Consider the following 12,840-nt stretch of genomic DNA (forward strand, 5'->3'; position numbering starts at 1 on the left):
ATGACCAATGACTTTTATGGCTATGAAAATCCGAAATATTTTGATCTTGAGTGCGATCGCGATCGCCTTAACTGCTGTTAGTCTTTTGATAGGGCAGTGGACGTATTCCTGGATGCCTCCTCAAGCCGCAGCAGAATCGCAGCTTGTCGATAAGTTGTTTAGTTTTTTAATCACGCTGGGAGCATTTATTTTCCTTGGAGTCACGGGAACACTTATCTACTCAGCGATTTTCCATCGAGCAGAGGAGTATGATACCAGCGATGGCCCCCCAATTGAAGGAAATATCACACTAGAAATTGTCTGGACTACAATTCCTGTATTGCTAGTGTTTTGGATTGCCACCTACAGCTACCAAATCTACGAGCAAATGGGGATTCAAGGCCCAATGGAAGCTATGCATCTGCATATTCCAATAGGGATGAAATCGGCATCTGCTGCACCAATTAACGGAGATGCAGGGATAGTTTCCGCCTCCCCGACTTCCTCAATTGTATCAACTGATGCTACATCAAATGTAATCCCATTTGAAGACATTGAAGTTAATGCCAAACAGTGGGCTTGGGTTTTCCGCTATCCAAAAACAGGAATTACCAGCACCGAACTACATTTACCCGTCAATCATCGCATCCGTCTAGCTATGCAATCTGAGGATGTTCTCCACGGCTTTTATATTCCGGCTTTCCGAGTCAAGCAAGATATTATTCCCAACCGCAACATTGACTTTGAATTCACCCCTATCCGTATTGGTAAATATGAATTGACCGATTCCGAATTTAGCGGTACTTATTTTGCAACCATGCGGGCGAATGTTGTTGTCGAGTCCCCTGAAGATTACAAAAAGTGGCTTGCAGAAGCGGCAAATCGTAAACCATGTACTGCAAATAATCAAGCAGCTTCCGAATACGCCCAAGAATCAAAAGAATTAATCAAAGGCTGGGTTACGGTAGCACCTGCACAAGCCCCTGTAGTTAATTACAGCAATTAGTCGTAGAGACGCGATTAATCGCGTCTGTTTTGGACAAGTGACAAATGACAAAAAACAAAGCATAAAAGACAATGACAAATATTTCCGTTGAAGACATTACAAGTGACGCACCTCAACAGGAACCTAGAACAGACTGGAAGCAATACTTTAGCTTTAGCACAGACCACAAAGTTATCGGTATTCAGTACATTGTTACCGCTTTCATTCTCTTTTTAGTTGGTGGCATATTTGCAATGATCATTCGTGGGGAATTGATTACCCCAGAATCAGACCTCGTTGACCGTAGTGTTTATAATGCAATGTTCACCATGCACGGCACTGTGATGCTATTTGGATGGACATTCCCCATACTTACAGGTTTTGCTAACTATCTTGTACCTCTGATGATTGGGGCGCGAGATATGGCGTTTCCCAGACTCAATGCTGTCGCCTTCTGGATGATACCGATCGCTGCTATCCTACTGATGGCCAGCTTCTTTGTACCCGGTGGGCCAGCGCAAGCCGGTTGGTGGTCATATCCTCCCGTTAGTCTGCAAAACCCGACAGGCAACTTAATCAATGGTGAAGTAATCTGGCTTCTAGCAGTGGCAATATCAGGTGTTTCCTCAATTATGGGGGCGATTAACTTTGTCACCACGATTGTGAAGATGCGTGCGCCTGGTATGACACCGTTCCGTATGCCCATCTTTGTTTGGAATGTATTCAGCGCCCAGATTATCCAACTGTTTGGACTACCTGTCTTAACAGCAGGTGCAGTCATGCTTTTACTCGACTTAACAGTTGGAACTAGCTTTTTTGACCCCACCAAGGGAGGCGACCCTGTTCTATTTCAGCACTTTTTCTGGTTCTACTCTCACCCTGCTGTTTACGTAATCATTCTGCCGGTCTTTGGAGTCTTTTCAGAGATATTTCCTGTTTTTGCTCGTAAACCTCTGTTTGGCTATAAGATTGTCGCCATTTCATCACTTCTCATAGCTGGAGTTAGCGGTATAGTCTGGGTACACCATTTATACGTCAGTGGTACTCCAGGCTGGATGCGGCTGTTTTTCATGCTCACAACAATGTTCGTTTCTGTCCCCACTGGCATTAAGGTGTTTGCCTGGACTGCAACGATTTGGGGTGGCAAGCTCCGATTTGATACACCAATGTTGTTTGCGTTTGGTGCATTAATATTGTTTGTATTTGCAGGTATCACTGGCATCACCCTTTCCTCTGTTCCCATTGATGTCCATGTCAACAACACTTACTATGTGGTGGGTCACTTCCACTATGTTCTGTATGGTACAGTCACGATGGGGATGTTTGCTGCTATTTACTTCTGGTTCCCCAAGATGACTGGACGTATGTATTACGAAGGCTTGGGCAAGTTGCACTTCTGGCTGGCGTTCATTGGCACTAACCTCAACTTCTTTCCAATGCACCCACTAGGATTACAGGGAATGTTGCGTCGAGTTTCTTCTTATGCCCCAGAGTATGAATTTTGGAATATTATCGCCAGTATCGGCGGATTTTTACTAGGTGTATCCACTTTACCCTTCATTCTGAATATGATTGGTTCTTGGATACATGGCGAACAAGCACCGAAGAATCCTTGGCGAGCAATTGGACTGGAGTGGCTAGTTGCTTCACCACCTCCTGTTGAGAACTTTGAGGAAATTCCAGTTGTTCTAGGTGAACCCTACGGCTACGGTAAATCTGAACCATTGGTAGCCGAGCATTAGTGGCGATATTGTACAGACGTTATACAACGAATTTCTCTGCGCCCTCTGCGTCTCTGCGGTTAAAAAGTAATTGAACCGCAGAGGCGCAGAGAACACAGAGTTAAGAGGTTAAAGAGGAATTTCTTGCCAAAATTTGTACTTACTTTGGCTACCACTAACCTATATTTAGGAGTATTCAAGCAATGGATAGTTCCATCATTTCAGAAGAATCACATTATCCCTCACACGAGCATACCCATGATGAAGAAGGCAGCAAGATGTTCGGCTTCATTGTCTTCTTGCTGTCAGAGACTTTCATTTTCCTCGGTTTTTTTACAGCATATATTGTCTATAAAACAGCAAATCCTGACTGGCTACCAGTTGGTGTTTCTGGACTGGAAGTCAGAGATCCGGCAATTAATACGGTAATTCTTGTTTCTAGTAGCTTTGTCATCTACTTGGCAGAACGCGCCCTTGCACGTCACGACGTGATAGCATTTCGCCAGTTTCTAATGCTTTCCATCGCAATGGGAAGTTACTTCTTAGTCGGACAAGCGATCGAATGGAGCCATCTTTCTTTTGGCTTTACCACAGGTGTCTTTGGTGGGATGTTCTACTTACTGACAGGTTTCCACGGTTTACACGTTCTGACTGGCATTTTGTTGCAGATACTTGTTTTTGGTCGCTCTTTCATTCCTGGTAACTACGACACAGGTCATTTTGGTGTAAATGCCACTTCTATTTTCTGGCACTTTGTTGATGTCATCTGGATTGTTTTGTTTATCCTGATTTATATCTGGCAATGATACTTTGTGGTCTGAGCTTTTGTGTGGAAAATAGCTATTAGGACTTACACAACACCTTCCGCCTAACGTGTCGCAGATAACCTTACGGTTCATACGCCTCACTGCGATGGGCGATCGCTATAACAAATACCTGCACCACTTCATCGTCTATGGAATAAATCACCCTATAGTCGCCGATTCGGTAGCGATAGTACCCTGCATAATCCCCCTTAAGGGCTTTGATGTTAGGGTGGGACTGGGGAGTTTGCTCTAGCTGCTGCAAACATCGGGCAATTTTCTTTGCTAGGGCTTTATCAGCATTGATATAAACCTTTTGGGCATCGGGATGGAGAACAACTTCATACATCAGAGCGAAGGTTTCTCCAGGGTGTGTAAAGGGTTTTAGGAGTTGCTGATGAGTGCTTGACTCGCTCTAGCAATCCAGGAATTGCCAAAAGTTCTTGGGTTGCAGCTTCGCTTTCAGCATTTGCTAAATAAGCTGCAAAATCAGCAAGTACCTGTAATCGCTCTGGCGATAGTTGCTTGAGTAAGTCATTAAGCTGGCGCTGTAACTCTGTCACAGCTATTAAATCTGCTGATGACCTATCCTCAATCGGCGAATTATCCGTAGTACTCATCGCTTGTTTTGCAACTTCAAGGTTTACCGTCTATTGTAGCTCCCTGTGCTGCCACTAGCAGGTCTGACAATGCTTGAATTGCTTCAGGAGTTGCTTGAGGAGACCAGACAACTCCTTGAGTTGATGCCAGTTGATTTAGAAGTGCTTTGGTTGAATCACTCTCTTCAGTATCTTCTAAGCTTTATCCTTCTTCTTTCGCAACTGCAAGAAGGAGAAAGTGGATTAGTCGAAGTTTATCTTGATGAGATAGTTGACTGACAGTTGGTAAAATTTCGCCCAGAGCCATATTGCTTATTTTGAGATGATATACGTTTAGTTTAGCTCAGTCACACATCAGCACTTTCTCAGGCGATCGCAAATATGCTAAGGAAAGACTCTAAAATAGATGCAACCCAAATTCATCAAATAACTTATGCCTCTTGATGAACTTGTACCTTTTCTTAAAGAATTATCTCACTCTGACAGTGTTTGAAATCAGCCCTAAAAGAGTGTGACTAGGAAACACAGACAAAGCATCCGCTTTTTAATGAAAACTAACAATCGATAACGCAAAATCGACATTTTGAAGTGTGCTTTGTTGCCTTAATTATTTCCAAGTTGCCTAACTTAGAACCCTCCCAGGACATTCCAGGAGGGTTGTATTTTGCAACTAAACCAACAGATTTGAAACAACTATACAATTTATGATCGACAATGTACTCTTGTACCTTAAAAGCCAATGCCGATCGTATTTAATGTAGTAGACGTTGAGGACAAAGAGCATTACTTGAACTATGAAGACATAGAGGAAACAAAGGTAGCTGATGAAGGATTACGCAACGATGATTACCTCGATGCTCAATGCTTTTTCGTCCTCCTCAAAAATGGAGATATACTACTTCTAGAAATGGCTAGACAAAACCAAGTAAGTAAAAACTTCCTTTACCGCTTACTGATGCCAGGAGAATAGCCTCCTTTAATATCTAGGGCTGCCTGGATGCCGACCGTTGCTATTCTTAAATCCATCGTGGACACACGAACCTGTTGCGATCGCAGTTGATCAAAGACTGCGATCGCATTCCACCAAATATCTCTAAACTACGTCACAATGACTGAAACAAAGCGGTCTAAAGCTATACCAGGACTTCTGTCAAGTTCTTCTAAAGAAATGCCATGCTGGGTAAAAACTAAGATGTCAGCATCTTGTCAGGAATTCTTCTCATCATCAAAATTGTCTGGAAAACAACATAAATATAGTTGCTTTCCTAATCAATCTTGCCTATACTCCTCAATGTAAGTTTTACTTGCCATAGTAAAGAATATTGGCACACAGATTGCTAGGAGAGTGCAATGATCAATCATCGGGCTTTGCGTCATGGGTATTTGGTAATTCTCGTGGCGATTCTTTGCATCGGCTTTGGTAGTATATTCAACCAAGAGCCAACTTTTGGACAGTCTTCAGGAAGTAGAAATGTCATTGTGGCGATGACAACCAGTATTGAGGATAGTGGGCTGCTAGATGATTTAGTTCCGGCGATTGAAAAGAAAACAGGATATAGGCTGAAAAAGGTTGCAGTCGGCACCGGACAAGCTTTGGCTCTGGCTGAAAAAGGTGAGGTTGACGCGCTATTCGTCAATTCACCGAAAGCCGAACGCAAAGTTTTGTCGGGTGGTGCGGTGATTAATCGCCACTTGGTAATGCACAATGACTTTGTGATTGTCGGGCCAGATGCAGACAAAGCAAAGATTCGAGGGAAAAAGAATGCTGTGGAAGCGTTCAGTCTGATTGCTAAAAATCAAGCATTGTTTGTATCGCGGGGTGATGACTCAGGTACTAACAAACTAGAAAAAGATTTATGGAAACAGGCAAACATCACACCATCTGGAACTTGGTATCAGCAAACAGGTTCAGGAATGGCGGAAACTTTGCAAGTTGCTAATCAAAAACTGGGATATACCTTAGCAGATCGGGCAACGTATATATTTCAGCAGAAAAATCTGTCTTTGCCTGTACTGGTGCAAGGAGATAGGAAACTGTTAAATCTTTACCATGTGATGGAGGTAAATTCTAAGAAGTACCCCAGAGTCAATAGTGCAGGAGCTAAAGCGTTTATTAATTTTGTCTTATCTCCTGAAGGACAGACAATAATTGCAGCCCACGGGAAAAAAGAGTTTAAACAACCGCTATTTTATGTTGATGCCGGTAAAACGGAGAAAGATTATGGCTTTTAAAGAAACTTGAGTATCAGCTCGTTAAGAGTTGCTTTACTGCATATTTGAGTATTATTTCCCAATTTTTTAAGAGATTTGTATTTGTAAGCTTACCCCGGTCTAAAGACATCGGGCTTTCAGTAGCCCTGAGCTATCGGTACTGAGTTCACAGCACAAATAACCCGAACCTCCAGGCAGGCTTACAGACTGCCCCAAAAGAGAAATCATTTTTGCACCATTCAAATCAGCGTCACCATGCCAAGAACAGTTACCACACTTGAAACGCTTATCGGATCTCAACCCAATGTACAAGCACTGGTGGCAGGTTTGGCTAGTGTAGGCTGGTGGCACTGCAACTACTTCCACTCCTTCCTTAATGCCCTTGTACTCAAGGAAGTACCGCAATTGATAAAACGACCAAGAATTAGAGCGTCTGCGCTCAACCTTGTTTCTAGGTTGCTGATTGGTGCGCTCCCTAATCCCTGTCAGGTTTTCAATAGCAACAATTGCTTTGATGGATTTCGCTTGCTGAATAATTTGGTAGCTGATTTGATGGTTAAGCCATTGCTGAAATCTTCTCTCACGCCCCGACAGCCGTTGCAAAATCTGTTTTGCCCTGCGGCGAGTAGACCTTGTGCCTTTCGTAGCTTTTTGTTGGAGAGAAGCTCTAGTTCTGCTATATCTATCCCGAATATCAGTTACTTGTTTTCCGTCCCATTTATCCCCATTGCTAGTTACAGCGATATCCCTGCGCCCAAAATCTACACCAATAACGTTGGTGGGTTTGAGTGGTTCAGGAACTTCATCTTTGACTTGAATATGAACATAGTAGGAACAATCCCGATGTTTACACAACTGCGCCGATGTTGGCTTTTTACCTTTGAGCTTTCCTCTTTGGTAATTGCCAACATCAATCTTGATATGCTCCCTACTATCCAGCAAAGTCAGGCTAACACTCCAGTCTTTCTCTCTAAACGCAAAAATCCTAGCGTCGTAGTCGGCGCTAGTAGGCTTAAAGTCTTTGACTGGTTTACTTTGCTGCTTTGCTGTTTTGCGGTTGGCCCCTACTCTGGCACAAGCCCTAACAGCCAAATTAGCAGACAACCCAAACAACAAACGCAAGTCTTGATAGACCATGTTTTGAATGGTTGTCTTGCTTGTTATTTGAGGTTTAACTTGCTGATTGGCATAGTTGCAAGCATCCGCAAACGCCTTCAAAGTTGCCTCTATTTGGGCAACTTGTTCAGGAGTGGGGTTAAGCTTGCAAACTAGTGTCAGTACTTGTTCCATACGATAAATTATATCACAAGTGATGGCTATTTAAAAATAGCCGAGTCTTGTTTCCTGCGCGACCTAAAGGTGCGCGGCTTCCACACTCCCGCGAGGTTTTTAGGTGAATACAATCATCGAAGGAGCTTTCAAAGCTTTTGAGCTATTAAGCAGTGGTGATAGTGACGTTTTCCAAGTCATGACGATGACATTGTTTGTATCTGGAACAGCTACAGCCATTAGCGTTTTACTGGGACTACCATTAGGACTGTGGCTAGCATTAGTGGATTTCATCGGCAAGCAAACTCTGACTAGTTTGATTAACTTCGGTATGGGATTACCACCCGTCGTAGTCGGTTTATTCGTCAGTATGTTTTTGTGGCGATCTGGCCCATTGGGAAATCTGGATTTAATTTATACACCCATAGCTATGATCGTCGCCCAAACCATCATCGCTTTTCCAATTGTTGCTGGCTTCAGTTTTGCGGCAATTATCAGTATTAATCCGAAGCTACGCTGGCGATTGTTATCAATGGGGGCGACACAGTGGCAAGCCAACTGGTTGCTAATCAAGGAAGCACGGTTAGGGTTAATGGCTGCAATCATGGCTGGTTTTGGTCGCGTCATCTCAGAAGTTGGTGCATCCATGATGGTGGGCGGCAATATTAAGGGACAGACTAGAGTCTTGACTACAGCGATCGTTACGGAGGTAGGGAAAGGAAATTACGATGTTGCAATGGCGATCGCATACATCCTCCTCATCATCACATACACCGTGATCGTGTTGCTGACTATCTTACAGCATGACAAGAAAATTCTATGAATACTAACGAATATGTCCTGAATATGCGGCAGGTTAGCGTTGATAGCAAAACACGTAAAAATATCCTGTCAATTGAAAATTTTACAGTCCGCCCTGGAGAATTGGTTGCTGTACTTGGCCCCAATGGCGCTGGTAAAAGCACTTTGCTAAGAACAATCAATCTTTTGCAACCTTACCGTGGTGAGATGCAATTATTTGGAGAGGATGTCCGTAATACCAATAAAACATTGTTGCGTCGTCGTTCGGCTTTGGTCTTTCAGGAAACCTTACTACTGGATGACACTGTTTTTAATAATGTTGCCAAGGTATTAAAGTTTCGCGGCACACCAACACACAAGATTAAGCAAAGGGTACATACTGCACTGACAACTTTTGGCTGTGAACACTTAGCAAATCAGTCAGCGCGTTCTCTGTCTGGTGGTGAAGCGAAACGAGTTTGTATTGCCTGCGGTTTAGTTGCTGATTCCGAATTGCTGCTTTTGGATGAGCCTTCTGCCTCTTTAGATGTGGGAATACGTCCCCAGATGATCGAGAAAATTAGACAATGGGTGCAAGCGAGGGGTTCGGCAGTTATATTAGTCAGTCATAATTTTACAGATATACTGCATTTTGCCGATCGAGCGATCGCTTTATTTGACGGCTGTATTGTCCAGGATGATAACTTGGAAACTATCATCCGCCGACCAGCTAACGAGCAGCTTGCCAGACTGGTAGGGATAGATAATATTATTCCGTGCCATGTAGAACGGAGTAGCCGTGGAAATTTTATCAAACTTGCAAACGGGATAGAGTTTTTATATCCTGGGGAAATCACAAAACCAATTACTACATGTTGTTTATCTGGCGATACTTTCAATCTTTACGATGCAAGTTCTTCAATGCGACACAAACTGTGTTCGGTAATTATTGAAGGACTAGTTGAACGGGTTTTAAATGGTATTGGGATTTGTAGTATTTGGGTTAAGGTGGGAGAACAAACTTTAATCGCCAGGGTGCCTCGGAATCATATATTTGGCAATGTATATCCCCATGAGATAATTAAACTAGCATTCAATCCTAAAGATGCACATTTTGTTTAGAACGAGAGACGGTTTTATACTAGAAATAGTGGAATAAATAAGAATTTAGTCAGTCCAATTAGCAAAATATTCTAAAATTTTACACGCGGCAGTATTTATCTTATTAAAACCATCATCTGGTGCAAGTATTTGTTCGGGTTTATGAATATACTCAGCACTCTAAATGGGCAGTCAAAACTGTTTCGACAACACCGGATTTTGATGCAGTCTGAATTAGTGCTGCCGCGACTTTTTTAGCCTGTGAAGCGGTTGACCAACTTCCTTCCATCATCGCAACCACGATCGCACCTTGCACGAGGAGAAGCAGTTGCCTGGCCAACTGTTCGGGTGATGAAACTTCTGCGGCTTGAGCTAGGCTCTTGATGTAGTGGTAGATAGATTGTTGATGCTCTAATGCCACTCTATGTCCAGGGTGGTCAGCATTGGCTAGTTCCACTGAAGCATTAATGAATGCACAACCTCGAAAATCTGGGCCCTCAAACCATTCCCGTAGGGCATCGAATATTGCCAATAGTTGTTGGGATGGGTTAGAAGCTCGTTGCTCAATCGTGGTTTTGAGCCATTCACACCATTGTTCATCCTGTTGTCGCAGCCACGCTTCAATTAATGCATCCTTTGACTTGAAATGATTGTAGAGTGACATTTTAGCAACGCCAGATTCCGCAACAATTCTGTCAATACCGACATTGCGAATTCCTTCTCGATAAAACAAGCCTGATGCTGTATTGAGGATGCGATCGCGAACAGATTTACGGATTGTTTTCGGTTTAGTCATTTTAAACACCAGGTTATTTAATTAATCTGGAAGTTCAATTAAGTTTGTTTTACCCAATTGGTTAAATAGCAAATAATATTATTTATCGATTACTTATTCTATTTTTTCATTCGCCAAAGCTTTGATTTTTTCTGAGGATTTCAGAAAAAACTATCTGTAAATAATAAAAGGTTTATCCCAAAAGTGATTGATGAACTGCAAGCAGACCAAAGTCCCCCCGAACTTCAGAACTGCTACCGATCAAGTACTTCCACAATCCTCCAGAAACTTGTGGAGCAAGACCATCAGTTCATCAAACAATTGGTTAACTTATGGGATTTGACTTCATCACTACAGCGCAAGTGCTTGGAGATCCTTTGTGCGTGAAGTGGTTTAGATTCCCTATAAATAAAGAATATCATACATCTGGCCAATTTACTTGCGCTGATCAATTAATTTACAAAGAGTATTCGTGGTTACAATTAGTCATCATCTAGAGAGCCTCAAAGCCGATAATTGCGTTATTCTGTTGTTGAAAGTTGAGAAAATATCGTCGATTTTTCTTTGGTGAGATATCTATAGTGAGGACAGAAATTAAATCATTTGCCTCTTCATTTCCAGTTAGAATAGTCTGTCTACTCTCTTGACTCAAAGTCTTTTATATAGAATGAATGGGATTACTTTGAATCTATACAGAACTGTCTATTATAAACTGGATTAATGACTATTTTGCAATATTAATTTGCGTTATTGTTATCAGCTTTACTATTATTAATTAGAAAGGTTGATAGGATTTTGAAATCAAGGAACTCCAACAAGTTTCTGACAAAAATTACATATTAGAAGAGTCTGTCTTCTGATAAATTGCAACTGGAGCCATCAGCCATGCCAATGAAGTTGTTTAAGTGCGACGAAACGATTCCCGAACGGGAGAAGCACATATATATTAAAGAGAAAGGAGAAGATACAACCCAGTTTCTCCCTAGCGCCCACGTCGAAACCATTCCTGGCTCATTATCTGAGCGCGGATGCAGTTATTGTGGTGCAAAGCTAGTAATTGGTGGTGTTCTCAAAGACACTATCCAGTTGATACATGGGCCTGTGGGCTGTGCTTATGATACATGGCATACCAAACGCTATCCCAGCGACAATGGCAACTTCCAACTCAAATATGTCTGGTCATCGGACATGAAGGAACAGCATGTTGTCTTCGGTGGTGAAAAGCTGCTGAAAAAAGCGATGCTGGAAGCCTTTGCCGAATTTCCTGACATCAAGCGGATGATGGTGTACACCACCTGCTCTACTGCTTTGATTGGCGATGATATTAAGCCTGTAGTCAAAGAAGTAGAAAAAGAACTTGGTGATGTGGATATCTTCACTGTGGAGTGTCCGGGTTTTGCTGGGGTGAGTCAATCCAAAGGACACCACGTGTTCAATATGGGGTGGATGACTGACAAGGTTGGAACTTATGAGCCAGAAATTACCAGCCCATATACTATCAATGTCATTGGTGATTACAACATTCAAGGAGATACCTTTGTCCTTGAAAAGTATATGGAAAAAATGGGTGTGCAAATTATTGCCCATTTTACTGGCAATGGTACTTATGACTCATTGCGTGGAATGCACAGAGCGCAGTTGAATGTTACCAACTGTGCGCGTTCTGCGGGATATATTGCCAATGAGCTAAAGAAAAAATACGGCATTCCTCGTATCGATGTGGATACTTGGGGCTTTGACTATGCCAAGGAAGGGTTACGCAAAATCGGGGCTTTCTTTGGGATTGAAGATAGAGCCGAAGCGGTGATTGCTGAAGAAGTCGCTAAATATGAGTCGAAGTTAGCTTGGTATAAAGAGCGCTTGACTGGGAAAAAGGTCTGTATTTGGACTGGTGGCCCGCGTTTGTGGCACTGGACGAAAGCGCTGGAAGACGATTTGGGGATGAAAGTGGTGGCGATGTCGTCCAAGTTTGGACACCAAGAGGATTTTGAAAAGGTAATTGCCAGAGGTGAAGAAGGGACTATCTATATTGATGATGGCAATGAACTTGAGTTCTTCGAGGTGCTGGAGATGGTCAAGCCTGATTTGGTGTTGACTGGCCCGAGGGTGGGTGCATTGGTGAAGAAGTTGCATTTGCCTTATGTGAATGGTCATGGCTACCACAATGGCCCTTATATGGGTTTTGAAGGTGCGGTGAATATGGCAAGGGATATGTACAATGCCATTTACTCCCCTTTGATGAAACTCGCTCAATCTGATATCCGTGGTGAGCAAAATCTGCCAAGTACCAATGGTAATGGCAACGGTAAAGCAACCAAAGAGCTATCTGAGCAAGTCGTTTCTTTAGTTCAACAGCAAGTTAAGGAAGCCACTTCACAGGTTAAACAGCCAGCTAAGGAAGTTGCACCACAAGTAGCTAAAAAAGCTGTACCACAGGTTCAACCACAAGCTAAGGAAGTTGCGCCACAAGTTCAACCACAAGCTAAGGAAGTTGCACCACAAGTTCAACCACAAGCTAAGGAAGTTGCGCCACAAGTTCAACCACAAGCTAAGGAAGTTGCACCACAAGTTCAACCACAAGCTAAGGAAGTTGCACCACAAGTTCAACCACAAGCTA

The 12,840-nt window shown here is 42.8% G+C and carries 13 protein-coding genes; 9 read left to right on the plus strand and 4 right to left on the minus strand.

Annotated elements, in window-relative coordinates; genetic code table 11:
- Positions 1-22 precede the first annotated feature (22 nt).
- The 3 genes from ACM0OX_RS19750 (at position 23) to ACM0OX_RS19760 (ending at position 3,491) form a co-directional block, all read left to right on the plus strand.
- Entirely contained in the window at positions 23-985 is a 963-nt protein-coding gene (locus ACM0OX_RS19750; protein ID WP_414516746.1) for a cytochrome c oxidase subunit II, read from the plus strand.
- Positions 986-1,056: 71 nt separating this feature from the next.
- Positions 1,057-2,706, plus strand: coding sequence for a cytochrome c oxidase subunit I (ctaD, locus tag ACM0OX_RS19755; RefSeq protein WP_414516734.1), 1,650 nt, complete (start codon positions 1,057-1,059; stop codon positions 2,704-2,706).
- 182 nt (positions 2,707-2,888) lie between these two features.
- Positions 2,889-3,491 (plus strand): cytochrome c oxidase subunit 3, encoded by a 603-nt coding sequence (locus ACM0OX_RS19760; protein WP_414516735.1) that lies wholly within the window; start codon positions 2,889-2,891, stop codon positions 3,489-3,491.
- A gap of 82 nt (positions 3,492-3,573) precedes the next feature.
- Here the strand turns inward: ACM0OX_RS19760 and ACM0OX_RS19765 are convergent, their stop codons facing one another.
- Both ACM0OX_RS19765 and ACM0OX_RS19770 read right to left on the minus strand, forming a co-directional pair.
- Positions 3,574-3,837 (minus strand): type II toxin-antitoxin system RelE family toxin, encoded by a 264-nt coding sequence (locus tag ACM0OX_RS19765; RefSeq protein WP_414516736.1) that lies wholly within the window; start codon positions 3,835-3,837, stop codon positions 3,574-3,576.
- Positions 3,830-4,108: a hypothetical protein gene (locus ACM0OX_RS19770; protein ID WP_414516737.1), complete on the minus strand. Its 279-nt coding sequence runs from the start codon at positions 4,106-4,108 to the stop codon at positions 3,830-3,832. The genes ACM0OX_RS19765 and ACM0OX_RS19770 overlap by 8 nt, the downstream gene beginning before the upstream one ends.
- A 69-nt stretch (positions 4,109-4,177) precedes the next feature.
- Between ACM0OX_RS19770 and ACM0OX_RS19775 the strand changes: the two genes are divergently transcribed.
- The 3 genes from ACM0OX_RS19775 (at position 4,178) to ACM0OX_RS19785 (ending at position 6,319) form a co-directional block, all read left to right on the plus strand.
- Complete coding sequence (locus ACM0OX_RS19775) at positions 4,178-4,366, plus strand: hypothetical protein (protein WP_414516738.1); 189 nt, start codon at positions 4,178-4,180, stop codon at positions 4,364-4,366.
- 460 nt (positions 4,367-4,826) lie between these two features.
- Positions 4,827-5,057, plus strand: a complete 231-nt coding sequence (locus tag ACM0OX_RS19780) for a hypothetical protein (protein WP_174709866.1) — start codon at positions 4,827-4,829, stop codon at positions 5,055-5,057.
- Between the two features lie 380 nt (positions 5,058-5,437).
- Positions 5,438-6,319 (plus strand): substrate-binding domain-containing protein, encoded by an 882-nt coding sequence (locus ACM0OX_RS19785; RefSeq protein WP_414516739.1) that lies wholly within the window; start codon positions 5,438-5,440, stop codon positions 6,317-6,319.
- A gap of 99 nt (positions 6,320-6,418) precedes the next feature.
- On the opposite strand, the gene ACM0OX_RS19790 is transcribed toward ACM0OX_RS19785, so the two are convergent.
- Positions 6,419-7,588, minus strand: coding sequence for an RNA-guided endonuclease InsQ/TnpB family protein (locus ACM0OX_RS19790; protein WP_414516740.1), 1,170 nt, complete (start codon positions 7,586-7,588; stop codon positions 6,419-6,421).
- A 103-nt stretch (positions 7,589-7,691) separates the two neighbouring features.
- On the opposite strand from ACM0OX_RS19790, the gene ACM0OX_RS19795 reads away from it, so the two are divergent.
- On the plus strand, positions 7,692-8,390 hold the full coding sequence (locus ACM0OX_RS19795; protein WP_414516741.1) for an ABC transporter permease: 699 nt from the start codon (positions 7,692-7,694) through the stop codon (positions 8,388-8,390).
- Positions 8,387-9,469 carry an energy-coupling factor ABC transporter ATP-binding protein gene (locus ACM0OX_RS19800; RefSeq protein WP_414516742.1) on the plus strand — a complete coding sequence of 361 codons (1,083 nt, stop codon included), beginning with the start codon at positions 8,387-8,389 and terminating at the stop codon, positions 9,467-9,469. Before ACM0OX_RS19795 ends, ACM0OX_RS19800 begins: the two co-directional genes overlap by 4 nt.
- 151 nt (positions 9,470-9,620) lie before the next feature.
- Here ACM0OX_RS19800 and ACM0OX_RS19805 read toward each other — a convergent pair whose 3' ends face one another.
- Positions 9,621-10,244, minus strand: coding sequence for a TetR/AcrR family transcriptional regulator (locus ACM0OX_RS19805; protein WP_414516743.1), 624 nt, complete (start codon positions 10,242-10,244; stop codon positions 9,621-9,623).
- An 864-nt stretch (positions 10,245-11,108) separates the two neighbouring features.
- On the opposite strand from ACM0OX_RS19805, the gene vnfD reads away from it, so the two are divergent.
- A partial coding sequence (vnfD, locus tag ACM0OX_RS19810; protein ID WP_414516744.1) for a nitrogenase vanadium-iron protein, alpha chain occupies positions 11,109-12,840 on the plus strand: 1,732 nt, incomplete at its 3' end.

Origin of the sequence: Nostoc sp. PCC 9305, from assembly GCF_963920915.1 — a bacterium.
Taxonomy (GTDB): domain Bacteria; phylum Cyanobacteriota; class Cyanobacteriia; order Cyanobacteriales; family Nostocaceae; genus Nostoc.

What these genes read in the sequence shown, in the direction of transcription:
- ACM0OX_RS19760 (WP_414516735.1), top strand. Translation starts at nt 2,889, where the DNA reads ATGGATAGTTCCATCATTTCAGAAGAATCACATTATCCCTCACACGAG.
- ACM0OX_RS19800 (WP_414516742.1), top strand. Translation starts at nt 8,387, where the DNA reads ATGAATACTAACGAATATGTCCTGAATATGCGGCAGGTTAGCGTTGAT.
- ACM0OX_RS19770 (WP_414516737.1), bottom strand. Translation starts at nt 4,108, where the DNA reads ATGAGTACTACGGATAATTCGCCGATTGAGGATAGGTCATCAGCAGAT.
- ACM0OX_RS19785 (WP_414516739.1), top strand. Translation starts at nt 5,438, where the DNA reads ATGATCAATCATCGGGCTTTGCGTCATGGGTATTTGGTAATTCTCGTG.
- ACM0OX_RS19750 (WP_414516746.1), top strand. Translation starts at nt 23, where the DNA reads ATGAAAATCCGAAATATTTTGATCTTGAGTGCGATCGCGATCGCCTTA.
- ACM0OX_RS19790 (WP_414516740.1), bottom strand. Translation starts at nt 7,588, where the DNA reads ATGGAACAAGTACTGACACTAGTTTGCAAGCTTAACCCCACTCCTGAA.
- ctaD (WP_414516734.1), top strand. Translation starts at nt 1,057, where the DNA reads ATGACAAATATTTCCGTTGAAGACATTACAAGTGACGCACCTCAACAG.
- ACM0OX_RS19805 (WP_414516743.1), bottom strand. Translation starts at nt 10,244, where the DNA reads ATGACTAAACCGAAAACAATCCGTAAATCTGTTCGCGATCGCATCCTC.
- ACM0OX_RS19775 (WP_414516738.1), top strand. Translation starts at nt 4,178, where the DNA reads ATGCTTGAATTGCTTCAGGAGTTGCTTGAGGAGACCAGACAACTCCTT.
- ACM0OX_RS19765 (WP_414516736.1), bottom strand. Translation starts at nt 3,837, where the DNA reads ATGTATGAAGTTGTTCTCCATCCCGATGCCCAAAAGGTTTATATCAAT.
- ACM0OX_RS19780 (WP_174709866.1), top strand. Translation starts at nt 4,827, where the DNA reads ATGCCGATCGTATTTAATGTAGTAGACGTTGAGGACAAAGAGCATTAC.